This window comes from Streptomyces sporangiiformans (assembly GCF_005768555.2).
Taxonomy (GTDB): domain Bacteria; phylum Actinomycetota; class Actinomycetes; order Streptomycetales; family Streptomycetaceae; genus Streptomyces; species Streptomyces sporangiiformans.
Genome location: NZ_VCHX02000117.1, coordinates 42708 through 66145, shown reverse-complemented (window position 1 = coordinate 66145; position 23438 = coordinate 42708). Strand labels below are relative to the sequence as shown.

The 23438-nt window shown below is 70.1% G+C and carries 23 protein-coding genes and 1 tRNA gene; 15 read left to right on the top strand and 9 right to left on the bottom strand.

Annotated features, from left to right (window positions below; all coding sequences use genetic code 11):
• Positions 1 to 28: 28 nt before the first annotated feature.
• Genes FGD71_RS14800 through FGD71_RS14780 form a run of 5 tightly spaced genes read right to left on the bottom strand, consistent with a single transcriptional unit; the run spans position 29 to position 2684 of the window.
• Entirely contained in the window at positions 29 to 697 is a 669-nt protein-coding gene (locus FGD71_RS14800; protein WP_119100911.1) for an HhH-GDP family DNA glycosylase, read from the bottom strand.
• Positions 694 to 1068, bottom strand: coding sequence for a DUF3140 domain-containing protein (locus FGD71_RS14795; protein WP_119100910.1), 375 nt, complete (start codon positions 1066 to 1068; stop codon positions 694 to 696). Before FGD71_RS14795 ends, FGD71_RS14800 begins: the two co-directional genes overlap by 4 nt.
• Before the next feature lie 28 nt (positions 1069 to 1096).
• Positions 1097 to 1576, bottom strand: coding sequence for a Dps family protein (locus FGD71_RS14790; RefSeq protein WP_119100909.1), 480 nt, complete (start codon positions 1574 to 1576; stop codon positions 1097 to 1099).
• Positions 1573 to 1830 carry a WhiB family transcriptional regulator gene (locus FGD71_RS14785; RefSeq protein WP_119100908.1) on the bottom strand — a complete coding sequence of 86 codons (258 nt, stop codon included), beginning with the start codon at positions 1828 to 1830 and terminating at the stop codon, positions 1573 to 1575. Before FGD71_RS14785 ends, FGD71_RS14790 begins: the two co-directional genes overlap by 4 nt.
• Positions 1831 to 1874: 44 nt before the next feature.
• Positions 1875 to 2684 (bottom strand): alpha/beta hydrolase, encoded by an 810-nt coding sequence (locus FGD71_RS14780; protein WP_119100907.1) that lies wholly within the window; start codon positions 2682 to 2684, stop codon positions 1875 to 1877.
• Positions 2685 to 2840: 156 nt separating this feature from the next.
• On the opposite strand from FGD71_RS14780, the gene FGD71_RS14775 reads away from it, so the two are divergent.
• Complete coding sequence (locus FGD71_RS14775) at positions 2841 to 3614, top strand: sulfite exporter TauE/SafE family protein (protein WP_119100906.1); 774 nt, start codon at positions 2841 to 2843, stop codon at positions 3612 to 3614.
• Positions 3615 to 3681: 67 nt separating this feature from the next.
• The gene (locus FGD71_RS14770) at positions 3682 to 4431 is read left to right on the top strand and encodes a cobalt-precorrin-6A reductase (protein WP_119100905.1); all 750 of its coding nucleotides are present in this window, start codon (positions 3682 to 3684) and stop codon (positions 4429 to 4431) included.
• Positions 4432 to 4497: 66 nt separating this feature from the next.
• On the opposite strand, the gene cobF is transcribed toward FGD71_RS14770, so the two are convergent.
• On the bottom strand, positions 4498 to 5268 hold the full coding sequence (gene cobF, locus FGD71_RS14765) for a precorrin-6A synthase (deacetylating) (protein WP_119100904.1): 771 nt from the start codon (positions 5266 to 5268) through the stop codon (positions 4498 to 4500).
• A 125-nt stretch (positions 5269 to 5393) separates the two neighbouring features.
• A complete protein-coding gene (locus FGD71_RS14760; protein ID WP_119100903.1) occupies positions 5394 to 5906 on the bottom strand; it encodes a DUF309 domain-containing protein in 513 nt (170 codons plus the stop codon).
• Positions 5907 to 6082: 176 nt separating this feature from the next.
• Here FGD71_RS14760 and FGD71_RS14755 point away from each other — a divergent pair.
• Both FGD71_RS14755 and FGD71_RS14750 read left to right on the top strand, forming a co-directional pair.
• Positions 6083 to 6156, top strand: a tRNA-Pro gene (locus FGD71_RS14755).
• A gap of 372 nt (positions 6157 to 6528) precedes the next feature.
• Entirely contained in the window at positions 6529 to 8493 is a 1965-nt protein-coding gene (locus tag FGD71_RS14750) for a protein-arginine deiminase domain-containing protein (RefSeq protein WP_119100902.1), read from the top strand.
• Positions 8494 to 8907: 414 nt separating this feature from the next.
• On the opposite strand, the gene FGD71_RS14745 is transcribed toward FGD71_RS14750, so the two are convergent.
• Both FGD71_RS14745 and FGD71_RS14740 read right to left on the bottom strand, forming a co-directional pair.
• Positions 8908 to 9678 carry a class II aldolase/adducin family protein gene (locus FGD71_RS14745; RefSeq protein WP_119100963.1) on the bottom strand — a complete coding sequence of 257 codons (771 nt, stop codon included), beginning with the start codon at positions 9676 to 9678 and terminating at the stop codon, positions 8908 to 8910.
• Between the two features lie 95 nt (positions 9679 to 9773).
• Complete coding sequence (locus FGD71_RS14740; protein ID WP_119100901.1) at positions 9774 to 11267, bottom strand: sodium:solute symporter family protein; 1494 nt, start codon at positions 11265 to 11267, stop codon at positions 9774 to 9776.
• 324 nt (positions 11268 to 11591) lie between these two features.
• Between FGD71_RS14740 and FGD71_RS14735 the strand changes: the two genes are divergently transcribed.
• From FGD71_RS14735 to FGD71_RS14685, 11 genes are all read left to right on the top strand, one after another.
• Complete coding sequence (locus tag FGD71_RS14735) at positions 11592 to 13223, top strand: PucR family transcriptional regulator (protein WP_119100962.1); 1632 nt, start codon at positions 11592 to 11594, stop codon at positions 13221 to 13223.
• A 244-nt stretch (positions 13224 to 13467) separates the two neighbouring features.
• Positions 13468 to 14502: a LacI family DNA-binding transcriptional regulator gene (locus FGD71_RS14730; RefSeq protein ID WP_119100900.1), complete on the top strand. Its 1035-nt coding sequence runs from the start codon at positions 13468 to 13470 to the stop codon at positions 14500 to 14502.
• Between the two features lie 526 nt (positions 14503 to 15028).
• Complete coding sequence (locus tag FGD71_RS14725) at positions 15029 to 16114, top strand: sugar ABC transporter substrate-binding protein (protein WP_119100899.1); 1086 nt, start codon at positions 15029 to 15031, stop codon at positions 16112 to 16114.
• Between the two features lie 105 nt (positions 16115 to 16219).
• Complete coding sequence (locus tag FGD71_RS14720; protein ID WP_119100898.1) at positions 16220 to 17284, top strand: ABC transporter permease; 1065 nt, start codon at positions 16220 to 16222, stop codon at positions 17282 to 17284.
• A gap of 2 nt (positions 17285 to 17286) precedes the next feature.
• Positions 17287 to 18090, top strand: coding sequence for an ATP-binding cassette domain-containing protein (locus FGD71_RS14715; protein ID WP_119100897.1), 804 nt, complete (start codon positions 17287 to 17289; stop codon positions 18088 to 18090).
• Between the two features lie 97 nt (positions 18091 to 18187).
• The gene (locus FGD71_RS14710) at positions 18188 to 18988 is read left to right on the top strand and encodes a GntR family transcriptional regulator (RefSeq protein WP_119100896.1); all 801 of its coding nucleotides are present in this window, start codon (positions 18188 to 18190) and stop codon (positions 18986 to 18988) included.
• A gap of 112 nt (positions 18989 to 19100) precedes the next feature.
• The gene (locus FGD71_RS14705; RefSeq protein WP_140935894.1) at positions 19101 to 19841 is read left to right on the top strand and encodes a DUF5134 domain-containing protein; all 741 of its coding nucleotides are present in this window, start codon (positions 19101 to 19103) and stop codon (positions 19839 to 19841) included.
• A gap of 255 nt (positions 19842 to 20096) precedes the next feature.
• Positions 20097 to 21338 carry a cytochrome P450 gene (locus FGD71_RS14700; RefSeq protein ID WP_119100894.1) on the top strand — a complete coding sequence of 414 codons (1242 nt, stop codon included), beginning with the start codon at positions 20097 to 20099 and terminating at the stop codon, positions 21336 to 21338.
• 45 nt (positions 21339 to 21383) lie between these two features.
• Positions 21384 to 21581: a ferredoxin gene (locus FGD71_RS14695; RefSeq protein ID WP_119100893.1), complete on the top strand. Its 198-nt coding sequence runs from the start codon at positions 21384 to 21386 to the stop codon at positions 21579 to 21581.
• Complete coding sequence (locus tag FGD71_RS14690; protein WP_181359205.1) at positions 21578 to 22801, top strand: NAD(P)/FAD-dependent oxidoreductase; 1224 nt, start codon at positions 21578 to 21580, stop codon at positions 22799 to 22801. Before FGD71_RS14695 ends, FGD71_RS14690 begins: the two co-directional genes overlap by 4 nt.
• Before the next feature lie 75 nt (positions 22802 to 22876).
• Positions 22877 to 23404, top strand: a complete 528-nt coding sequence (locus tag FGD71_RS14685) for a MarR family winged helix-turn-helix transcriptional regulator (RefSeq protein ID WP_119100892.1) — start codon at positions 22877 to 22879, stop codon at positions 23402 to 23404.
• Positions 23405 to 23438: the final 34 nt, after the last annotated feature.

The following is a 23438-nucleotide window of genomic DNA, read 5'->3' as shown; positions in this document are numbered from 1 at the left end:
TCCGGCGCTACCCCTCGAACCCCGTCGCTCAGGCCGCCTTCGAGGAAGCTTGCGCGGCGCTCCGCAGACACTCCTCCACTACCTTCTTGTCGAGCGCGGCGCGCACCAACGCGGCTGCCAGCACGGCCGGGTCGGTGTCACCGGCGAGTTTCACCAGGCGGTCGGGATCCTTGGGCAGCCCGAGCCGCTCCGCGCCCTGCAGCGCCTTCGCGTCGAGATATGGCGCGACCTCGGACCAGACCCGCTGCACCTCACGCAGGAAGATGTCCACGCCCGCCGGACCGAGCCCCGGTATCTCCCGCAGCAGCGACCGCAGTTCGTCGAGGTCACCGTCCGCCGCGTCCCGCATACGCCGCAGGTCGCCGCCCCAGCGCTCCCTCAACAGCTCGGCGCCTGCGCCGAGTTGAGTCGCCGTGCGCTCGTCATAGCGCCGGTAGCCGCCTTCGCCCAGCGCGTCGACCCGTTCCTGCCAGCTCGCGTCGGCCATCCGGCGCGGATCGCGCTGCCCGGCCTCGTACAGGGCACGCGTGGTCGCCACGGCGACGGAACCGCGGATACGCGCGCTGAGGAGGCAGGCCATGACCATGGTGCGGTACAGCGGCTGCGGCGTGTTCCGCAGCGTGATGCCCGCCTCCTCGGCGAACGTCGTGCCGTGTTCGGAGACCAGCGCCTCCACGATCCGGCTGTGCCTGGTCATGACGGCGCCCTGAGCGGATCATGACCCAGCGTCATCAGCCGATGGCGCCGCCGGGTCTCCTCGGCCTCGTACTCCTGCTCGGGGCCCGTCCGGTCCGCCTGGCCCGTCCGGTCCGCCTGTTCGGTCTCTTCCGTGACGGTGTCCACGACCCCGTACATGACGCTGATGTCGTCCTCGGTGAGGTCCGTACGGCGCTTCTGGAGGATGTCCAGCACTTGCTGACCGGTGGGTGACCCCGCGTGCTCCGGCAGCGGTTCGGTCTCCTCGCCCGCGTCAAGCGCCTTCAGCCAGGCGGCCAGCTCCTGCGAGGTCATGTTCACCACGCGGTGGAACTCGTCCCACAGCGCGTCGAGTTCGAGGGTGTCGGTCATGGCGTGACCCCCTTTCCTTCCTCGGACGTCAGCTCGGCCAGTCCTCGGCCTGGAACATCCAGCGGTGTTTCTCGAGTTCGGCCGTGAGACCGATCAGCAGGTCCTGGGTGACGCGATCGGCTTCGTCCGTCGCGTCGATCCGCTCGCGCAGCTGCGCGATGACCGTCTCCAGGGCCTCGATGAGCAGGCTGACGACCTCGGTGTCCTGGATCCAGCCGCCGTGCTTCGGGGCCTGCAGGGCGCAGGTCGTGGCGATGGTCTCGGGCCGCCCGTCGGGCGGGATGCCGAGCGTCGCCGCACGTTCCGCCACCGTGTCGGAGTACGTACGTGCCGTCGCGACGACCTCGTCGATCTGCAGATGGATCGAGCGGAATCGTGGGCCCACGATGTTCCAGTGGGCCTGCTTGCCTATGAGTGAGAGTCCGAGCAGATCCACCAGGGTGCCCTGCAGGGCGTCCCCGACCACCTGACGTGCGGCGTCGGGGAGGGTGCTCTTCACCACAGTCATGACGCGCTTCTCCTTGTGGGTTGACCGTGAACCATACGGAGCAGCTCCGTGCGCTCTTCCTCACCGGTTCCGCCCCACACACCCGAGGTTTGTCCGGTGTCCAGCGCCCAGGTCAGGCACTCGAAGGTCACCGGGCAGCGGGCGCATATCCGCTTGGCGGCCACGACGTCCCGTACTGCGGGTCCGGTCGTGCCCACGGGGAAGAACAGTTCCGGGTCCTCATCCGCGCAGGCTGCTCTCCGCAACCACTCCATGCGGCCGCGAGTGCCCAGGGCGTACCAGTGGAAACACCGGTGGTTCAGTTCCCGAGGACGCGGTCCACGAAGCCGGTCACGTCCGCGAGAACCGCGGCCTTGTCCGTCTCGTTGAACACCTCGTGCTGGGCTCCCGCACAGATGCGTTCGGTCCAGTCGCTGCCGCGCAGCTCCTCGACGCCCGCGCGGCTGGGGGAAATCGGCACGATCCGGTCGTCGTCGCCGTGCAGCCACAGCAGCGGGAGTGCGCCCACGTTCCCGCTCTTGGAGATGGTCTCCAGCGTACGGACGAACGCCTCCAGCGTCGGGCGCTTGAACGGGCCGTGCCAGACGAGGGGATCCGTCGCGTACGCCTCGCCGACCGACGGGTCCCGCGAGAGCGTCGAGGGGTCGATGGGGACATCGGGCAGCGGGTCGAGCGGGAGCAGCCGGTCGAGCAGCGCCCAGCTGCCGATCACCGGCCCGGACAGCACGAGGGCGGCGAGACCCTCTCCGTACCTCTGGGCGTAACGCGCCGCGATCAGCCCACCCATGGAGTGGCCTATCAGCACGACCGGCACCCCCGGGTAGGCGGCCCGCGCCAGCCGTTCCGTCGCGTGGACGTCGGTCACCACGTCCTCGAAGTCCTCGATCAGCACCCGCTCGCCCGCCGACTTCCCGTGCCCCATGTGGTCGGGCCCGAAAACCGCCGCGCCATGCCGGTTCAGTACGTCCGCCACGTACTCGTACCGGCCGATGTGCTCCCCGTAGCCATGGACCAGGAGCGCGACGTACCGCGGACGCTCCCGTGGCCACTCGCGTGCGGTGATGGTGCCCCTGGTGCCGGTGAGGGTGTGTTCGCGCGAGTCGGTCATCGCTCCTCCATCGTCGTCGGCAAAGGTTCCGGACGATCTTCCCAGGGGGGCGGGACGGCGGTCCACAGGGCAAGACCAGCGGTCCCGTGCGGGCAGGGGTCACCTGGCGAGACGGTCTCCCGCGGCTAGATGCTTGCGCATAGCATCGGCCTTCGCATGAACACGATGACGCTCTGGCACATCTCCGCCTGGGAGTTCGCCGCACTCGCCGCCGCGGCGATGCTCGTCGGCTTCTCGAAGACCGCGGTGAGCGGGGCCAATACGGTGAGTCTCGCGATCTTCGCGGCCGTCCTGCCCGCCCGCGCCTCGACGGGGGTACTGCTGCCCATCCTCATCGTCGGGGACGTGCTCGCCGTGCTCACCTATCGGAGGCACGCGCACTGGCCCACGCTGTGGCGGCTCTTCCCGGCGGTCGCAGGGGGCGTCGTCTTCGGCACCCTGTTCCTGATGTGGGCGGACGACGGGATCGTACGGATGTCGATCGGCGCGATTCTGCTGTTCATGGCCGGGGTCACGGTGTGGCGCCGCAGGCAGGTCACGGCCGAGGAGGAGCCGGACTCGGTGACCTCGCGGGCGGGCCGGATCAAGGCTCGTTCGTACGGTGTGCTCGGCGGCTTCACCACGATGGTCGCCAACGCGGGCGGCCCCGTCATGTCGATGTATCTCCTCTCCGCCGGATTCCGCAAGCTCGGCTTCCTGGGGACCTCGGCCTTCTTCTTCCTGATCGTCAACGTCTCGAAGGTGCCCTTCAGCGTCGGCCTCGGGTTGATCGACGGCCGCTCGCTGCTGCTGGACGCCGCCCTCGCCGTGTTCGTCGTCCCGGGCGCCCTCATCGGCAAAGTGGCCGTGAACCGCATCAATCAGCGGCTCTTCGAACAGTTGGTGATCGCGGCGACGGTACTGGGCGGAATCCAGCTTCTGCTCCGCTGAGCTTGCCGCAGTGCCGTCGACCGATCCGGCCTTTTTGCCAGCTTCCAGGCACCGTACGCTCGACGCCATGTCCCACCAGCACGTCCTGGTCCTCGGCGGCACGGCCGAGGCTCGTGAACTCGCCGCGTCCCTCGCCGCCCGGCCCGGCGTGCGCGTGACGACGTCGCTCGCGGGCCGGGTGTCCCGGCCCGGCTCGCTCGACGGGGACGTACGCATCGGGGGCTTCGGCGGGGCGGAGGGGCTCGCGGAGTGGCTGCGCGCGCACCATGTGGACGCCGTTGCCGACGCCACGCATCCCTTCGCGGCGGGCATCACCGCGAACGCCGCGCGGGCCGCGGCCGTCGTGGGCGTGCCGGTCGTCGTCCTGCGCCGGCCCGGCTGGGAACCGCGTCCCGGCGACCGCTGGCACTCGGTGGCGTCCCTCGCCGAGGCCGCCGATCTTCTTCCGTCGCTGGGCCGCCGCGTCTTCCTGACCACGGGCCGCCTGGGCCTGTCGGCCTTCGCGCGCGTGCCCGAGCTCTACTTCCTCGTACGTTCGGTGGAGGCCCCCGGGCCGCCGATGCCGCGCCACACGGAAGTCCTGCTGGCGCGCGGCCCGTTCTCGGTGGAGGGCGAGACCGCCCTTCTGCGCGAGCACCGTATCGACGTGCTGGTCACCAAGGACAGCGGCGGCGCGTCGACGTCGGCCAAGCTGACCGCGGCCCGCGCACTCGGCCTGCCGGTCGTGGTCGTACGCCGCCCTCCGCTGCCCGAGGGCGTCACACCTGCCTCCGACGTCGCCGAGACACTGACCCGGCTGGGCCTCAACTCGCCGTGACGGACACGCGTATCCGCCGGGTGCCACAGCAGGTGGTCTGTGGCCCCCGCCCCAACCCGGAGCCTCCTATCCTCGCGGCCGCCTGCGGAGCAGGTACGTGTCCATGATCCAGCCCTTGCGCTCGCGCGCCTCGGAGCGGAGTTCGGCGATGCGGGGTGCGGTCTCCGCGAGGGGGCCCGAGGCGAGGATCTCGTCAGGGGTGCCTATGTAGGCGCCCCAGTAGATGTCGATGTCCTGGTCCGCGTACTTCTGGAAGATCTGGTGGGCGTCGAGCATGACGACGACGTCGTCGACGCCCTCGGGGAAGCCCTCGGCGAGACGCCGGCCCGTCGTGATCTGGACGGGCCGGGCGACACGGTTGAGGCCCGTACGGTGACGGGCGACGAGGGCCGAGACACTGCTGATACCAGGCACGACGTCGTAGTCGAAGGGCACGGCACCCCGGTCGAGGATCTCCTCCAGGATCCCGAGCGTGCTGTCGTACAGCGAGGGATCGCCCCACACCAGGAACGCCCCACTCTCGTCCTCGCCCAGCTCCTCGGCGATCAGACGCTCGTAGATGTCGGCGCGGGCGCTGCGCCAGTCGCCGACGGCGGGGGAGTAGCCCGCGCCCCCGGCGGCCCGGTCCCGCTCCGGATCACGGGCCTCCACCAGCCGATACGCCCCGTCCGGCAGGTGGGCGTCGAGGATGTCACGGCGCAGCCGGACGAGGTCGGACTTCACCTCGCCCTTGTCCAGGATGAAGAACACGTCCGTGCTCCGCAGAGCCTTGACCGCCTGAAGGGTCAGATGGTCGGGGTCGCCCGCCCCGATGCCGATGACATGAATCTTTCGCACACCCCGAGTCTGCCCCACGCCACTGACAGCCCGGTCACCGCACCGGACCGGAACAGCCGGGAAAGGACATCGAGCCGTGCCACGTACGCCCCGTCATCGCACAGCACTCGCGTGCCACGCCGTTGCTACGCCGTCCTCCCGCGCAGCCGAGGAGCCCGTGCCTCCGCGTCCACCGCGGCACCCTCCCGTTCCACAGTCCCCGCCAACTCCCGTGCCCAGGCGGCGAGTCCAGGCAGATCGACGCCGTGCGGCCGCTCCCGCCCGGCCTCCGTGCCCCACTCCTCGATCGCCCCGGCCCCGCGCCGCAGCAATCGCGCCCCGCCCGTCACGTTCCCCCGAGCCGCATGCGTGAGCCCCACCGCGAGCTGCGCCAGCCCCCGCCACAGCGCTCGCTCCTCCTCGGGCCCCGACTTCCAGGCATCCTCGAAGACTTCGTGCGCGTGGAACGGTTTCCCCGCCGCCATCAGCGACTGCGCCTCGGCGACGGTTTCCTCGGGCGTGCGCACGACCCCTTCGGGCTGCCGCTCCACCCCGGCGGCCCCGTACGGCAGGGGCCGCCCGAGCCCGTCCCGTGGCCGCGCGTTGCGGGCCCGGCCTTCGGGGTCCCGGTCCCGTCCGACATCAGAAGTAGCGCTCATACGCCGATTGTCCCTCGCGCCCATTGTTCCTCGCCCTCACGCCGCTTTCGGACCTGGCCGGGGTGTGGGGTAGAGTTCTGATTGCGCGATCACGCGGTTCACCGCGGCGGAGCGNGCCGGGGTGTGGGGTAGAGTTCTGATTGCGCGATCACGCGGTTCACCGCGGCGGAGCGCATCGGGACGTGGCGCAGCTTGGTAGCGCACTTGACTGGGGGTCAAGGGGTCGCAGGTTCAAATCCTGTCGTCCCGACTTGCGAAGTAGCAGGTCAGAGGCCATTTCGGGTTGACCCCGAGGTGGTCTCTTCGTTGTTTTGGGCGATTGTCGGCGGTCGCGGACCGCCGCACGCCAATACCGCACCAGATCGAGGGATTCCCCCTCTGACCTGCGGAAACGTCGTCCCTCGATGGCGTGGGCGTCTGGACTGGCCTTTTTCGCGAGCAACGGGAGCCGCTCTGCACCGCATCAGCGTCGCTCCCGAAACCTCTCAGGGTCTGGTCCGCTCTGATCCTTACGGGAGATGCCGACAGACCCAGGTATGAACCTCGCGCCCCCCAGTGAACGCACAACTCTCGTTCCTCCTCTTGCACGGCGTCACACCCCCCACCTGAGAAGGGACGCGCAGTGCGCACACGTACGCGTCTACGTACGAACTCCGCGGGACCCGTCGCCCTCGCCCTCGCCCTCGCCCTCGCCGCAGCCGGATCCGTTCTGGCTGCACCGCTCTCACCCGCCTCCGCGGTGGAATCGTCCTCGTCGGCCGACCTCCGTGCGGACGTGAACCGTGACGGCCGGGTCGACTTCACCGGCGGTACCGACACGGCCGGTGAGGACAGCTGGTCCGCCGGGCGTGGAGCGGTCTACCTGCCCAACACCGACGACGACACCAAGCGCTGCCCGGTCACCGGCCCCGGTGGCAGACCGCTGTCCATCGCCAAGCTGGCCGCCTGCAACGACGCCTCCGACACCAAGGTCAACGGCCGTGCCGACGCCGCCGACCTGGCCCGGGTACGCTCCGTACCGATGCGGGGCCTGCCGTCCGGGGCCAAGGGCAGCGTGCAGGTCACAGCGGGGGCCAAGCACACCCGGGTCTTCGTCAAGCGTTCCGGAAGGTGGGTCCTGGTCACCTCCCGGACCCGGCTGTCCTCCGCCGAGTTGCGTTCCGGCGCGGAGTTCGGTGTCGAAGCCACCGATGTGATCCGCGACAGCGCGAAATGGGACGGCCGGGCGGTGATCCGCCTGAGCGTGACATCCGCCGGCCGGACCACGTCCGACAGGGTCACGCTGCGGGTCGCTCCTCTCCTCACCCACCACCATCTGCAGAACACCCAGCAGTTGATGGTCACCAAAGTGCGCGGCGAAGGCGAATGGGGCGGACTGCAGCGGAAGTTCGTCAGGGAACTGGAGAAGGAGGCCAAGGGCGCCGGTATCACCAAGCCGCTCGTGACCTTCGACAAGTACGAGGACATCTGGGCGCAGGACTTCGTCGAGCCGGCCTACGTCAGCATGACCGGACCGGGCGGGCGTCAACAGGTGATGCGCGTGATGCTGCGCTCGGCCCAGTCTGACCGTGAGGCGGGCCGGGAGCTGTTCGAGAAGGTGCGCGGCCGGGACATCGGCGTCGTGCAGGCCTTCGACCGGGGCCGGCCGGACGACTGGTCGCTCAACTCCATGGGAAACCTGGAGACCGTCCCGCCTTACGCCCACGGCGGCCGCTCGTTCCCGGCCGGGCGGATCATCATGGGCTACCGCAAGGACAGCGGCGCGCGGCCGTCGAAGGCGATGCGCACGCTGTTGAAGTCCCAGGGCCTGCAGGATCCGCTGCTGCTGGACACCTCGTGGCTGGGCGTCGGTCATGTCGATGAGTTCGTGCAGTTCCTGCCCGCCGACACCCCGCGCGGCTGGCGGATCGGTGTCGCCGACCCCGAGGCCGGGCTGCGGCTGCTGCGTGATGCCAAGCGAGACGGCCACGGCGGGACCAAGATGTTCTCGGTTCCGCGCCGCCAGGGCATGCCGGCGCCGAAGGAGACCATCGACGAGGCCCTCGCCAACCGGCATCTGGTGGCCGACAACGCCATGGCGGCCGAGCGCATCGCGGCCAACCTGGACATACTCAAGCGCGAGACGGGCGTCACCGACGACGAGATCGTGCGGGTGCCTGCCTTGTACGTTCGCGACACCGAGCCGGTGGAAGGCGGAGAAGGCATCTCCGTGCCGCGCCTGACACGCATGGGCGGCACCACGCCCCTCGTGGACACGCTCGAGAAGCACGGTCAGCAGAAGTGGCTCGCCGGCGACGCGAGCGCTCCTGCCGCCCCGACCGTCAAGACCAGTGCGTACGTCCCCGGCGCCGTCAATGGCATCCTGCTCTCCCGCGACCGTTACCTCGCCCCGCGCCAGTGGGGCCCCGTCGTCGCCGGCAAGGACATCTTCACCGAGGCTGTCACCGCCGTATACAGGCGAGTCGGCCTGAAGGTGTCGTACATCGACGACTGGTACACGTACCACCTCGGCATGGGCGAGGTGCACTGCGGCACCAACACCCTGCGCGACGCCTCGGCCGCGTGGTGGGAGCGCAGGGCGCGGTGACCCGTAGCCCCGTTCACGCGTCGGCCGCCTCGGTTACCCGGTCCAGGTAGCTGCCCTCCGGCCCGTGTCCACCGGGGACTTCGGCGCGGCGGGGCGGTGGCATGAACGCCACCGCCCCGCCTGCGCGGGGCGGCGTCGGACGGGCACCTCATCCCTGCTCACGCCGTCTCCCACACCGTCCCCCGAGCCCCCGCTCCCCGCGGATGCTCTCTATCGATCGGTAGAGGCGAACGGGCCTCCCGGTAGAAGCCGCGCCGGCTGATCATCGTGATCTCGACGCCGGCCGACGAGGACCCTCGCCGGCCTGCGGATCCTGCGCTCCGACGATCCGCCCACGGCCGTCTTCGCGGCCGGCGACGCGCAGGCGCTCGGCGTCGTGTCCGTGTCCGCCCGGAGCCGGTGGCGTGGAGGCGATCAGTCTGCGTAGTCGGGGGCGATGCGTTCCAGCAGGCGGAGCAGGGCCTGCCAGGCCAGGTCGTAGGCCTGACGGTCCTGGAGGTCGGAACCGTGTTCCTCGCCGCGCAGTTGGCGGGCGGTTTGCTCGCGTACGTCGGCGGGCGGCAGGGTGAGGGGGGTGTTGCCGGCCTGGGCGGTGACCTGGATCTCGCAGGCCTTCTCCAGGTAGTACATGCGCAGGAACGCCTCGGCGGCGGTCTCGCCGACGGTGAGCAGGCCGTGGTTGCGCAGGATGAGCGCGGGGTGGTCGCCGATGTCGGCGACAAGGCGCTGCTGCTCGTCGAGGTTGAGGGCGACGCCCTCGTAGTCGTGGTAGCCGATTCGCTGGTGGAACTCCATGGACATCTGGTTGACCGGCAGCAGTCCGTCCCGCTGCGCGGCGACGGCGCAGCCGGCCCTGGTGTGGGTGTGCAGCACGCAGTGGGCGTCGGGCCGGGCGGCGTGGATCGCGCTGTGGATGACGAATCCGGCGGGGTTGACCGGGTGCGGGGTCGGCTCGACGGGGTTGCCGTGAAGGTCGATCTTGACGAGGCTGGACGCGGTGATCTCCTCGAAGAGCAGCCCGTAGGGATTGATGAGGAAGTGGTGGTCGGGACCAGGCAGCCGCAGCGAGATGTGGGTGAAGATCAGGTCGGTCATGCGGAAGTGCGCCACGAGCCGGTAGACGGCGGCCAGTTCGCTCCGCAGACGCCGTTCTTCCTCGCTGTGGGCCTGTTGTCCGGTGGGCATGGACGTGGCTGCGGCGGTGGGCGAGGCGGTCTCAGCGGGTGTGGCGTTGGTGGCCATGAAACCTAACTCCTGTCGAAGCGTCAGCTGTCGAAGCGTCAGAGGGAAGTTGATGCCGTCGTGGGCTGCGCGGCTTGGCCGCTGTCGGGATCGGTGGCCTGTCCGGCGAGGCGGCGGCGCCACTGGTCGAGGACGCGTGAATCGGTGGGCCGGGTGGAGAGGCTGACCGCGGCGTAGGCGACCAGGCTGGTGGCGAGGCCGTAGTAGATGGGCTCGTTGGCGAGCATGCCCTCGGTGGCCATCAGGGCGATGACGGTGACGCTGCCGGCGGTCATGGCCGCGAGAGCCCCGGGCAAGTTGCCGCGCTTCCAGAGCAGACCGCCGAGGATGGGCACCAACAGGCCGCCGACCAGCAGGTTGTAGGCGACCGTGAGGGCTGCGAGGACGTCGTCGAGCAGGCAGGCGAGAGCGATGGACACCGCGCCGAGGATGATGATGGCAATCCGGTTGGAGGCGATCTCGTCGTGGTCCTCGCCGGGTTGCCGGTGGACGGTTCGTCCGCCGAGGGCACGCACTCGGTGCCAGATGTCGTTGTTGGCCACGGTGGCGGAGGCGATCAGGGCGCCACTGGCGGTGGACATCATCGCGGACAGGGCGGCGGCCAGAACCAGGCCCTTCACGCCGGTCGGCAGGGCGCTCTCGACGATGGTCGCGAAGGCGCTGTCCGCGTCGGCGAGGTGGGGGTGGAGGACCTTGGTGGCCATGCCGATCACGGCGCCGGCCAGTGCGTAGAACAGGCAGTACAGGCCGGCGACGGTGCCGCCCCAGGAAGCGACCCTGTCGCTGCGGGCGGTGAAGACGCGCTGCCAGATGTCCTGGCCGATCAGCATGCCGAAGGTGTAGATCAGCACGTAGGTGAAGATGCTCTCGGCGCCGATGGATCCGAACGACAGGTAGCTGTCGGGGAGTTGGGCGGACAGCTCGGAGAAACCGCCGGCCTTGACTACCGCGACCGGCAGCAACACCACGAGAACGCCGATGCTCTTGACCACGAACTGCACCATGTCGGTGAGGGTGATCGACCACATGCCGCCGAGGGCCGAGTAACCGACCACGATCGTGCCGCCGATGACGACGGCGGCCCAGCGAGGCACGTCGAAGAGGACGTCGAAGACGGTGGCGTAGGCGATGGTGGAGGTGACGGCGAGCATCAGGGTGTAAATCCACATCACCAGGCCGGAGATGACGCTGGCCGAGTCGCCGTAGCGAAGGGACAGCATGTCGGCGACGGTGTAGACCCGCAGCCGGGCGATGCGGGCGGAGAAGCAGACGCTCAGTGCCAGCAGTCCGAAGCCGATGGTGAAGACCATCCAGGCGCCGGACAGGCCGTAGGTGTAGCCGAGGCGTACACCGCCGATGGTGGAGGCGCCACCGATGACCACGGCGGCCATGGTGCCGGAGTACATGGCCGGGCCGAGGCGCCGTCCGGCGACGAGGAAGTCGCTGGTGGAACGGGCGCGTCTCTTGCCCCACCACCCGACGGCGACGATGCCGAGCAGATATCCGATGATCACTACGTAGTCGACGCCCATGACGTCCTCCGGTCGTTGGCGGCCCGCGTCGGGGAACGCGGTACCGGGATGCTCGAGTCAGGGAGCGGCTGCGCGCAGGCCGGGTAGGGCGGCGGCTTTGCTGCTCAGGGGCGACAGCCGGGCTGGACCACGGTGGGGGACGTGGGGGGACGTGGGGGGACGGTGGTGCCGGTGTGGAACGGTGTGTGCCCGGTGTCCGGTGGGAGTCCGACAACCGTAGGCCGCCGGGGACTTGACACCACAGTGGCGCATTCGTCTCATATCCTGACTGCCGAGGGATGAATCAACCCGCCGGTGGTGCACGACGATTCCGAGGAACCGCACATGCCGCCGACCACCCCAATTCCCACCCCCACCCCATCCGCGCCGGGCACCCCGGCGATCCCGCTGAGCACTCTGCTCGCCGACGCCGGCTTGGGGATGCGGCAGGTCGCCGGGCCCCGAGAGGACCGCCTCGTCGGGACGATCGGCACCACGGAACTGGAAGACCCCGCCCCGTACTTGCTCGGAAGTGAACTCCTGCTCATCGCCGGCGTCCGCCTTCCGAAGACCGCCGACGGCATCGACGCCTACGTACGGCGCGTCGTCCAGGCGGACATCGCGGCGCTCGGCTTCGGTGTGGCCCCCGTGCACGACGAGGTCCCGCCCGCCCTGATTCGAGCCTGCGACCGGCACGGACTGCCCTTGCTGCGGATCCCGCCCGAGACGCCGTTCGTCGCCGTGAACCATGCCGCCCACGCGGCCATGGCCGAGGCCCGGCACCAGGAACTGCGCCAGATCTCCGAGGCCCAGGGGGCCCTCGCCACGGCTGCGGCCCGCACCGACGCGCTGAAAGCCGTTCTGCACCAACTCGCCGCACGGCTCGGCGCCTGGACCGTCCTGCTCGATCCGCTCGGCAATGAACTCCTCGCCGCCGGCACCAGGCCGAGCGCATCCGCCGCGGATCAGGTGCGCGCACTCGCCGCGCGCACCACGGCCCGCGTGCGGTCCCGCTCCGCCGACGGACGGCCGCAGCCGCCTACAGCAGCGGCCGAGCACAACGCCGAGGTCCACCTCACGGTGCACACCCTCCCCGCACAGACCGCCGACGGCCCGTTCGTTCTCGGCGTCGCGGCCGCCGTGGCGCCCACCGCCGTGCACCGGTCCGTGATCGGCACCGCTCTCGTCCTGCTGTCGCTGCTCACCACTCCCCGGCACGCCCTGGGCACCGACACCCTCGCGTCCGCGGCGCTGGTCCGCCTGATGCTCGGTCAGGACCCGGTCGACGTGGCCCCGCTCCTGTCGTCGGCCGCACGGCAGGACAGCTGGGTCGTGGTCCACGGCCGCCTCGCGGGGCCGGGCCCCGGGGCAACGGTGCGTCCCGGTGGGGGCCCTGTGCAACTGGCTGCCCTCGGCACCGCCCTGGGCACTCCCTACCTCGACATCGACGGCACCACTCTGCGCGCACTGATCCCGAGCGCCCCCGCTTCCGCACCGCCCGATCTCGACCCGGCCGTCCGACTCGGCTGGACCCTCGGCATCAGCTCACCCGTCGCCGCCGCCGACCTCGCGATCGCCGACAGGCAGGCCGATCGCATGCTGCGCCATGCCGTCGCCACGGGCTCGTCCCTGGCACGGCACCGCACCCAGGACCTGACCATGCACTCCCTGGTCAGCGCGGGCGATGCCGTCGCGCTCGCGCAGGCCCGCTTCGCCCCTCTCACCGAAGCCTCCGCGCCCGGCCCCGTCGTTCTGCTGGAGACCCTGCGCACCTGGCTTGCGCACCACGGCAACTGGGACCGCACCGCAGCCGCTCTCGAGATCCATCGCAACACCGTGCGCCGACGCATCGCCAAGTCGGCCGAACTGCTCGACGTGGATTTTGAGGATCTCGACGTCCGGATGGAACTCTGGTTCGCCCTGCGCTGGCTCACCGGTGAACAGCCCACCGGGGGAGGGGAGGGGCGTATGCCTTGACGCCCGGTTCGCCTCCCCGCGCGGCTTCGGCAGGCAACAGCGTGCCCGTGCCGCCTGCCATCCGCGCCCGGTGCGTCTGCGGGCACCTCCAGGATCGGGACGAGGTCGCGACCGTACGCCGCGCACGGCGCGGTCTGGGCAGCGACCAGCGACGACGCAGCTTAAAGCGCTTTAGATGCTGGTACTGTGAGCGCCGCCGCGGGGGTGCGTCAAGGGTGTTGCGAACGTTCACCGGGGAGGGTGTGTGGATGAGTCAGGCTCAGCCCGGGCGCGCGGCAACGGTACGACTCCGCGTCCCCGCCTGGAGGACGTGGCAGCCCGCGTGGGCTTGTCGACGGCATCGGTCTCCCTGGTCCTGCGCGGCGTGCCGGGTCCCAGCGAGAGAACCCGCGACCGGGTGCTGAAGGCGGCAGACGCCCTCGGATACCGCCCCGACCGCAACGCCAGCCTGCTGGCACGTCGGCGCAGTCGGCTGCTCGGTGTCATGGTCGACATCCACAGCCCCTTTCACGCCGAGCTGGTCGAGCACCTGCACACGGCCGCCCAACAGGTCGGCTACGACCTCGTCCTGAGCACCCAGACTCGCACTCGTGGCGAGCAAACCGCCGTCGAGACGCTCCTCGCCTTCCGCAGCGAGGCGCTGATCCTCCTCGGTCCCACCGCCCCCGCGGCCGCACTCACCGCCCTCGGCCGGACGACTCCCGTCATCGCCGTGGGCCGCCGGGTCGCCTCCGTCGACGTGGATGTCGTGCGCACCGCGGACGAGGACGGAGTGGGTCAGATCGTCGACCACCTGGCCGGTCTCGGTCACCGGTCGATCGCCTACGTCGACGGCGGCAAGGACGTCATCGCCACTGACCGGCGCTGTGGCTACCGCGCCGCGATGCGTCACAACGGGCTGGAAGCGCACATCAGGGTCCTCCGCGGCGACTCCACCGAGAAGGCCGGCGAAACGGCCGCACGGCGCCTTCTCGGCAGCGGCGACCTGCCGACCGCCGTAGTGGCCTACAACGACCAGTCGGCCATCGGCCTGCTCGCCGCTCTCGGGCGGGCCGGGATCGCCGTCCCGGGTGCCGTGTCCGTGGCCGGCTACGACGACGACACGCTGTCCCGGCTGGGGTGTTTCGACCTCACCACGGTCAGCCAGAACGCGGAGGAGCAGGCTCGCCATGCTGTGACGGCCGCCGTCGAACGCCTCGATGGGGGCCGCACCGCGTTCCGTGAGATCGTCCTCGCCCCCCGGCTGATCGCCCGGGGGACCACGGCAGCGGTCTCCTGACCGCGCCGCCGTGCGCTGTCTTTTGCTGTCGGCTGTCCGCTGTCCGCTGTCAGCCGTCCGCACCGCCCCGCCCTCCGCGCGTGTGTTCCCGACCGGCGGCTCGCCCCGTCTGCCGGTCGGCGAGCAGGTTCAAATGTCATCACAAAGCCTTGACACCTCCCGGAAACAGAAGCATGCTCTGCGCACCGCCTAAAGCGCTTTAAAAGATCACTGAGCTGCGGACGGCCGGCATCCCGGAAGGCGGTCGCCGAACTGCCGGCGTCGTCGTCCCAGCCCCGTGATCATCCATCCCTCGCCCCGCCCGGACCTGGACCCGCGCCGGCACTTGTGCCGGTTCCGGATCGGGTGCCACCTGCCTCGACGCCGCCCGACCCCATCCGGGTCGGCGGCGCCCCGTCTCCCGTCGTCCCGCGCGCTTCCAGGACCGCCTTGCCGCATGCGGGACAAACCGCCGCAGAACAGCCAGTTGTCCTCCAGGCCTCGCCCCACGCCCGCGCCCGGTTTCACATGAAGGAGTACCCCGCACATGGAACGCACTCAGATCGGACGGCCGCTGGGCGGCCGTCGCCTCTCCAGAAGAGCCCTGGCCGCGGTGAGCGTGCTCGCCGCGGCGGCGGCCGCGCTGACCGGGTGCAGTAGCGGCAAGGCCACAGGCGACACGGCGAAGGCGACGGCGAGCGAGGGTGGATCGACGTCCGCCGCGAAGAGCGGCAAGAACGCCATCTACGTCATCGGTGGAAAGCCCGACGACCCGTTCTGGTCCGCGATCAAGCGGGGCGGCGAGGACGCGGGGAAGCTGGTGAAGGCGGGCGGCGGCTCCGTGACCTTCCTGGGCCCGAAGACCTACGACAACCTCGGCCCGGACGCGGCCAAGCTGACACTCACCGCGCTGTCGCAGAACCCGTCGGCGATCGTGGTGCCGGACTGGGTTCCCGAGAACCAGGACGACGCGATCAAGCAGGCCGTGAAGAAGGGCGTGCCCGTGTTCGTCTACAACGCGGGTGGTGTCGAGGCTGCCGAGCGAACGGGTTCACTGAAGTACATCGGGTCGGACGACTACGAGGCGGGCAAGGCCGGGGGCGTCAAGTTCGCCGAAGAGGGCGCCAAGAACATCCTGTGCGTCAACACCGTGCCCGGTGCGGCCAACTCGGAAGCTCGCTGCAAGGGGATCAAGGACGGGGCCAAGAGCAAGGGTGCCAAGTCCAAGCAACTGCCCCTGCCCTCCTCCAACTTCGGCAACCCGTCCGCGGTCACGCAGGCGATCAAGGGCGCGCTGCTGAAGGACGACACCATCGACGCGCTGGTGACGATCGGCGTCCAGGACGCCGACAGCTCTGCCGCCGCGATCGAGCAGGCGAAAGCCGGTGACAAGGTCACGCTGGGCACCTTCGACCTCTCGCAGAGCCAGCTCGACCGGATCAAGAACGGAAAGCAGCTGTTCGCCATCGACCAGCAGCCGTACCTGCAGGGCTTCTACGCGGTGTCGATAGCCAACCAGTACCTGTCCTACGGCGTGATCCCGCCGCAGAACCCGCTCCTGACCGGCCCGCTCCTGGTCACCAAGGACAACGTCGACGAGGCGATCGCGGGCACGAAGGCCGGCGTCCGCTAGCCCCCTGATCCGCGCAGAGGTGCCGGGCCCGGCCCGGGCCCGGCACCTCTCCCCGGCGCATGCCGGGCCGGCACATCCGAGATCCACGAAGGTGGTACCAGACCGATGACAACCTCCCTCCCCAAGACGACGGCCGGCGCGGAGGCCGCCGTCATCCCGCCGAAGCAGGCCGAGAGCCGACTGGGACAACTGCGACATCGCCCCGAGGCCGGGGCGCTCATCGGAACACTGAGCGTGTTCGTCTTCTTCGCGATCTTCGGCGGTGAGAAGTTCCTCGCCGGGGCAGGAACGGCGAGCTGGCTGAACATCGCCGCCGAGCTCGGCATCATCGCCATCCCCGTCGGACTGCTGATGATCGCAGGCGAACTCGACGTGTCCGTGGGCTCGGTGCTGGCGGGCAGCTCGATGACGCTGGCCATCGTCTCCGGGCACTGGGGCGCTCCGATGATCGTCGGCATCGTTCTCGCGCTGGCGCTCGGGCTGCTGACCGGACTTCTCAACGGGATCATCGTCACGAGAAGCAACGTCCCGTCCCTGGTCGTCACGCTGGCCACCCTGTTCGCTCTGTCCGGTCTCACGCTCGGCCTGTCACGGGTCACGACCGGCACCACGAGCGTCGCCATCGCCCCCGACCCCACCTCGAAGACGATCTTCGGCCAGCTGATCGGCGGTCAGTTCGAAGTCGCGATCTTCTGGTGGATCGCCGTGGCCGTCCTGGTCACGGTGCTGCTGCAGATGATGCCGTACGGCAACTGGATCTTCGCGATCGGCGGCGACAAGGAGAGCGCGCGCGCCACCGGAATCCCGGTCGCCAAGGTGAAGATCGCGCTGTACATGGCCAGCGGGTTCTGTGCCGCCCTGGTCGGCGTGATCCAGACCATCCTCTACAACGGCGCGCAGGTCGCCAACGGCCAGGCCTTCGTCTTCAACTCCATCATCGCCGTGGTCATCGGCGGCGTGCTGCTCCACGGAGGGTACGGATCGGTCGTCGGCGTCGTGCTGGGAACCCTGACGTTCGCCATCGTCAACCAGGGCATCTACTACACCGGTTGGAACTCCGACTGGGCCGCCCTGATCCTCGGCATCCTCATCCTCGCGGCGGTGCTGATGAACAACACCTTCCGCCGGCTCGCCCTGTCCCACAAGCCCCGCACTGCGAAGAAGGCCTGACCATGACCGCACCCCTTCTGCGCCTGACCGGCATCAGCAAGTCGTTCCTCGGCACCCACGCGCTGCAGGACATCTCTCTGGAGGTGGAAGCCGGAAAGGTGTTGTGCCTGCTCGGCGACAACGGCGCCGGCAAGTCGACCCTCATCAAGATTCTCTCCGGGTTCCACAAGCCGACCACCGGCACGATCGAGGTCAACGGCGAACCGGTCGTCTTCGAGAGCCCTCGCGACGCCGGCGCCCAGGGCATCGCCACCGTGCACCAGTTCGGCGGGACGTTCCCGCTGATGGGTGTGGGCCGCTGTTTCTTCGTCGGGGCCGAACCCACCAAGGGCTGGGGCCCGTTCAAGCTGTTCGACAAGAAGCTGGCGGGCGAGATCGCCGTCCGTGAGATGCAGTCGCTGGGCATCACCCGCGTCACCGACGGCAGCCGCCTCGTGGGCAGCCTGTCCGGCGGTGAGCGCCAGGCCCTGGCCATCGCGCGCGCCGTGTACTTCGGCGCCAACGTCCTCATCCTCGACGAGCCCACGGCGGCCCTCGGCGTCAAGGAGGCGGCCCACGTCCTGCGGATCATCATGCAGGCCCGCGCCAAGGGCGTCGCGGTCATTCTCGTCACCCACAACGTCCGCCACGCCATGACGGTCGGCGACCACTTCGCCGTCCTCATCCGAGGTCAGAAAGCCGACGACTTCCGCAAGGGCGAACGCACCCGGGAAGAGATCACCGACCTCATGGCCGGAGGCGAGGCCATGGCCGACCTCGAGGCCGAACTGGCGCAGCTCCAGCTGGAGATGCGGTCCGAGAGCTGATCGCGCACATCGCGGCAGCGACCGCGCGGGGGGGGGCGTCGGCGGGGAGCGCCCCCCAGCCGGCCGAAGGTGCGGCACCGAACGTCAGGACGACGCGATGCGGGATGAACACCTGGATGTCCACACGCGCGGCTCCACTCCCCCCGGCCTCGTCCTGGACCGCACGAGCCGGACACCGCTCCACCGGCAACTTGCCGAGCAGCTGAAGCGTGCCATCGAGCACGGTCAGCCGGCGCCCGGCAGCCTGCTGATCGGCGAGATCAGGATGGCGGAGGAGACCGGCCTGTCGCGCGTCACGGTCCGTCAGGCGATCCAGTCGCTGGCGGACCAGGGGCTACTGGTGCGCCGCCGGGGCATCGGCACCCTGGTGGCGCACGGCCGGGCCCCGCACACCATGGACGCCGCCGCCGTGCACGAGGACCTGCGCGAGGCGGGGCGTGCCCCCGAGGCCGAGGTCCTGCGCTGCGGGGCCGAACCCGCCTCGCCGGAGGTGGCGGCCGCTCTCGCCATCACGGAGGGCACCGAGGTCACGGTGCTGGAGCGGCTGCAGTACGCGGACGGCCTGCGCATCGGCCACCTGCGCAACCACCTGCCCCGCGACCTGCTGCTTCCGGATGCGTTGGGGCCGTACGACGGTCGGCTGGGCGCCGTCGGTCTGCACGGTCTGATGCGGGCGGCCGGAGTCGTCGCGTACAGCGCCCAGCACGCGATCGGGGCGCGTATCGCCACGGCCGAGGAGTGCGAATTGCTCGACATGACCGAAGGGTTCGCCCTGCTGACCTTGACGCGCACGACATTCGACCAGGGCGGCCGTGCGGTCGAGTACGGCACCCACTGCTTCCCGCCCGCGCGGCGCGGCTTCGAGTTCCACCTCTTCGCCCACACCGAAGCGCACTGAGTATCTGGGCCACGCCGTCGTGAGTCGTACCACCGAACGCTACGTACTAAGCGTGTACGTAGTAGTCGGCGATCGGCGAGCCGGGGGACCGGTTCTCGTGAAGGGTGGCGACGTGACGGGCGAGTACCTGGGCTGGACGTTGGTGGTACTGGGGGCAGGGGTGGCTGTCGGGAACCTTGTCCGGGTGGCCATGGTCACGGGCTGGGCGCGGTACGAAGCGGGTGCCGAGGCGTTGATGGGCGCAGGCATGGCCGTGATGTCCGCGCCTCCGACAGCGGCGCTCTACGGCACGTACGGCGTGTGGTGGGCAGCGGTTTTCGGGCTGCTCTGTGTCGGGGGCGTCGCCCAGTCCGTTCGGCGTGCGACCCAGGGAGGCCTGCGGCACATGCACCACGGCGCCCACCTGGTGATCGGCAGCGCCGCCATGGTGCTGATGACCCTGGCCATGCCGGGCGCGGCGTCGGGGCCCGTGCTCGCACTGGCCGGCTCCTCCGGGCACGGGCACGGGCACGGAGCCATGCCGGGCATGGCCGGGATGGGAGGCATGGAGGGTATGGACGGCCACGGCATGGCCGAAGCCGCCGCCTCCACGGGATCCACGCTCGCCTGGCGAGCGACCTTCTGGGTCCTGGCCGCGTACTTCCTGGTCTTCATGGCCCTGGCGGTACGTGCCCGGATGCGGGGCGCGGACGGATCGCCGCAGACCGCGGAATCCGGCGGCAGCGCACGCCATCGCCGGGCACACCGGAAGCCCACAGCGCTCTCGGCGCTCTCGGCGCCGAACGCGCGCCTGGCCGGTCACGTAGGCATGGGTGGGTCGATGGCGACGATGTTGCTGATGATGACCGCCTGAGCGCCCCTGACCGCCTGACCTCGAACAAGAAATTCCTTGTGCAGTACGGGAGTTGGCGCGCCGCGCCCACGATCGGCCCACCCGATCTGCGCCCGACGCGGCGCCACTGGCCTGTGACCTGCCTCACGTCAGCTTGCTGTCAGGTAACTGACCGGAAGCTGTCAGAGCGCTCTGTTTGCATGGGTTCACCGAGGCCTTCGACCACCGTATCCCCGGTCTCCGATCCCGTCGGAGCCCCCACTGCCGAGGAGAGACATGGCCGACACCCTGACCGGTTGTCCCGCGCACGCGGGCGCGCCGGTTCCCGCGTATCCGATGCCCAGGGCAGAGGCCTGCCCGCTCGCCCCGCCTCCGGCGGTGGAGCCGTTGCGGGCGGAGCAACCGATCACCAAAGTGCGGATCTGGAACGGCGGTACGCCCTGGCTGATCACCCGTCACGCGGACCAGCGCGCCCTGCTCACCGACCCCCGCGTCAGCAACGACGACTGTGAGCCCGGCTTTCCGCACGTCAACGCCCACCGGGCGCAGATCGCGCCCCACACCCCGAAACTGATCACCAACACCGACGCTCCGGAGCACACCCGGCTGCGCCGGACGGTCAACGGGCCGTTCCTCGTCAAGCGGATCGAGGCCATGCGGCCCGCCATCCAGAAGATGGTCGACGGCATGATCGACGACATGCTGGCCGGCCCCAACCCGGCCGATCTGCTCACGGCGCTGGCGCTCCCCGTGCCCTCGCTGGTCATCGCCGAACTGCTCGGCGTGCCGTACAAGGGCCACGCGTTCTTCCAGCGCAACGCCGGTCTCGCCCTCGACAACTCACTCTCCGCGGACGAGGCGACGGCGGCGAGCCGCGCGCTGGGCCAGTACATCGACACCCTGTTCCGGGAGAAGCTCGAAAACCCGGACGATGCCGTGTTGTCCGAGATGGCCGGCCGGGTCAAGGCCGGTGAGATGGAGCACGCCGAGGCCGTCAACATGGGTGTGGCCATGCTGATCGCCGGACACGAGACCACCGCCACGATGATCAGCCTCGGCACGCTCGCCCTGCTGCAGCACCCCGAGCAGCTGGCCGTGCTGCGCGACACCGAGGACCCGAAGGTGATCGGGAACGCGGTGGACGAACTGCTGCGTTACCTCAGCATCCTTCAGACCGGTGTCCGCCGGGTCGCCCTCGAGGACATCGAGATCGGTGGCCTGACGATCCGCGCCGGTGAGGGCATGATCTTCGATGTCCAGGCCGCCAACTGGGACCCGGAGGCCTTCCCCGAGGCCGAGCGGCTGGACCTGGGCCGGCCCGCCCGCCAGCACCAGGCGTTCGGCTACGGTCCGCACCAGTGCCTCGGCCAGAACCTCGCCCGCCTGGAACTCCAGGTCGTCTACGGCACCCTCTACCGTCGTATCCCCACCCTCCAACTAGCCGCTCGCGTAGACGAGTTGGAGTTCGACCACACCGGCACCACCTACGGGGTCCACTCCCTTCCCGTCACCTGGTGACCCATTTCCGCGTCGGCGAACGTACCAAGGAGCAAGGAACACATCATGCGTGTGGAACTGGACGAACCGAAATGCGTGGCGGCGGGGCAGTGCGTCATGGCCTCCCCGGAGGTGTTCGACCAGCGTGAGGAGGACGGCGTCGCCATCCTGCTGGAGGAGCGGCCCGGCGACGAACTCCTCGACGGGGTACGGGAAGCGGTGGCGGTCTGCCCGGCCGCGGCGCTCCGGCTGGTGGAGGAGTGAAGCGGATCGTGGTCGTCGGCGCCTCGGCCGCCGGGCTCGCTGCGACCGAGACGCTGCGTCGCGAGGGATACGGCGGCGCCCTCACCCTCATCGGTGAGGAGCCGCACGCGCCCTACGACCGGCCGCCGCTTTCGAAGCAGATCCTCTCCGGCGAGTGGAGCACCGACCGGCTGCCGCTGCGCCGCTCCACCGACCTCGACGGTCTGGACCTCGACCTGCGCCTGGGCGTCGCCGCGACCGGCCTTGAACTCGCCGACCGTACGGTGGTGCTGGCCGACGGGACGCGGGTGCCGTACGACGGACTGATCGTGGCCACCGGCGTACGGCCGCGCCGTCTGCCCGGCGACGGCGCGCACGTACTGCGCACCGTGGACGACGCCCTGGCCTTGCGCGACCGGCTGGCACCGGGACGGCGCCTGGTGGTGGTCGGCGCCGGGTTCCTCGGCGCGGAGGCAGCCGCGGTGGCCCGCGGTCTCGGCTGTGCGGTCACCCTCCTGGAACCGGCACCGGTGCCGCTGGCCCACGCCGTCGGCGAGCAGGTCGGGCGCGTGCTGTCGCAGGCCCACCTGGACCACGGGGTGGAACTGCGCACCGGGGTCACGGTGACCGCGGTGACCGAGGGCGGGGTGCGGCTCGCGGACGGTGAACTGGTCGAGGGCGACGCGGTGTTGGTCGCCGTCGGCTCCCTGCCGAACACCGAGTGGCTCGTGGACTGCGGCCTGGCCGTGGGCGACGGCCTGATCTGTGACGAGTACGGCGAGGCCGCCTGGGGGTCCCCCCGGCCGAAGGCTGGGGGAGTGTACGCGGCAGGGGACGTCGCCCGCTGGTACAACGCGCTGTTCGGCGTGCCGATGCGCATCGAGCACCGCACGAACGCCGCCGAGCAGGGTATGGCCGTGGCCCGCAACCTCCTGCGCCCCGAGGCGCGCAAGCCGTTCACGCCGGTGCCGTACTTCTGGTCCGACCAGTACGACATGAGGGTCCAGGCCTACGGCTACCTGCGAGGCCACGACGAAGTCGCCGTCGTCGACGGTGACTTGAGCGGGCGACGGTTCGTGGCCGCCTATCGCACCGGCGACCGGCTGACCGGCGTCCTCGCGGTCGGCATGCCGCCCAAGGCGATCCGGCCGTGGCGGCAGGCCATTGCGGCACGCGCGGCGTGGCATGAGACGGTACCCACCGCGACACCGGCCGCCGGCGCTCGACTCGACGGACGGTGACCGTCTCGGTGATCACCCGCACCGCTCGGGGCGGAATTTACTTGAGTTAGGCAATGAGATGGTAAAGTGGTGTGTATGTCCACACCATCACCCCTGCCCGACTCCGCGTCGACGGAAGTGATCGAGATCGAGCGAGCTCTCACTCGCATTTCCTATCTGATCAGCCGGGCCCGACAGCACGACCGCCTCATGGCGCTGGCCGGCGTGCCGCTGGACCGTGCCGCGGTGGCCCTCCTGCGGCAGATCGCAGACTCGGAGCCCATGCGTCCCGGTGAGCTGGCGAACCGGCTCGCCGTGGAAGCCTCCCACGTCACCCGTCAGGTGCAGCAGCTGATGAAGGCCGGCTACGTCACGCGCGTCCCCGACCCCGACGACCGACGCGCCCAGCGCATCCAGCTCACCCCGACCGGTCAGGAGGCCGTGCGGCGCATCCGTGAGTCCAGCGCTCGCGGCATGCAGCTGGCCCTGGCCGACTGGTCGCCCGAAGAACTGCGACAGCTCGCCACGCTCTTTCACCGCATGGTCGACGACTTCCTCTCCTATGCCGAAACGGACGCCACACAGGAAGCCGCCCCGGCCGCGCCGACCACGGCGGGGCAGTAGACGAACCAGCGCCTGATCATGCGGCAACCCCTGG

Excerpts from the sequence above, each read along its gene's own strand:
- FGD71_RS14790 (WP_119100909.1), bottom strand. The coding sequence starts at position 1,576 with ATGACTGTGGTGAAGAGCACCCTCCCCGACGCCGCACGTCAGGTGGTC.
- FGD71_RS14700 (WP_119100894.1), top strand. The coding sequence starts at position 20,097 with ATGGCCGACACCCTGACCGGTTGTCCCGCGCACGCGGGCGCGCCGGTT.
- FGD71_RS14745 (WP_119100963.1), bottom strand. The coding sequence starts at position 9,678 with ATGCCCACCGGACAACAGGCCCACAGCGAGGAAGAACGGCGTCTGCGG.
- FGD71_RS14725 (WP_119100899.1), top strand. The coding sequence starts at position 15,029 with ATGGAACGCACTCAGATCGGACGGCCGCTGGGCGGCCGTCGCCTCTCC.
- FGD71_RS14720 (WP_119100898.1), top strand. The coding sequence starts at position 16,220 with ATGACAACCTCCCTCCCCAAGACGACGGCCGGCGCGGAGGCCGCCGTC.
- FGD71_RS14795 (WP_119100910.1), bottom strand. The coding sequence starts at position 1,068 with ATGACCGACACCCTCGAACTCGACGCGCTGTGGGACGAGTTCCACCGC.
- FGD71_RS14785 (WP_119100908.1), bottom strand. The coding sequence starts at position 1,830 with ATGGAGTGGTTGCGGAGAGCAGCCTGCGCGGATGAGGACCCGGAACTG.
- FGD71_RS14770 (WP_119100905.1), top strand. The coding sequence starts at position 3,682 with ATGTCCCACCAGCACGTCCTGGTCCTCGGCGGCACGGCCGAGGCTCGT.
- FGD71_RS14780 (WP_119100907.1), bottom strand. The coding sequence starts at position 2,684 with ATGACCGACTCGCGCGAACACACCCTCACCGGCACCAGGGGCACCATC.
- FGD71_RS14685 (WP_119100892.1), top strand. The coding sequence starts at position 22,877 with ATGTCCACACCATCACCCCTGCCCGACTCCGCGTCGACGGAAGTGATC.
- FGD71_RS14710 (WP_119100896.1), top strand. The coding sequence starts at position 18,188 with ATGCGGGATGAACACCTGGATGTCCACACGCGCGGCTCCACTCCCCCC.
- FGD71_RS14735 (WP_119100962.1), top strand. The coding sequence starts at position 11,592 with ATGCCGCCGACCACCCCAATTCCCACCCCCACCCCATCCGCGCCGGGC.
- FGD71_RS14695 (WP_119100893.1), top strand. The coding sequence starts at position 21,384 with ATGCGTGTGGAACTGGACGAACCGAAATGCGTGGCGGCGGGGCAGTGC.
- FGD71_RS14740 (WP_119100901.1), bottom strand. The coding sequence starts at position 11,267 with ATGGGCGTCGACTACGTAGTGATCATCGGATATCTGCTCGGCATCGTC.
- FGD71_RS14760 (WP_119100903.1), bottom strand. The coding sequence starts at position 5,906 with ATGAGCGCTACTTCTGATGTCGGACGGGACCGGGACCCCGAAGGCCGG.
- FGD71_RS14800 (WP_119100911.1), bottom strand. The coding sequence starts at position 697 with ATGACCAGGCACAGCCGGATCGTGGAGGCGCTGGTCTCCGAACACGGC.
- FGD71_RS14715 (WP_119100897.1), top strand. The coding sequence starts at position 17,287 with ATGACCGCACCCCTTCTGCGCCTGACCGGCATCAGCAAGTCGTTCCTC.
- FGD71_RS14775 (WP_119100906.1), top strand. The coding sequence starts at position 2,841 with ATGAACACGATGACGCTCTGGCACATCTCCGCCTGGGAGTTCGCCGCA.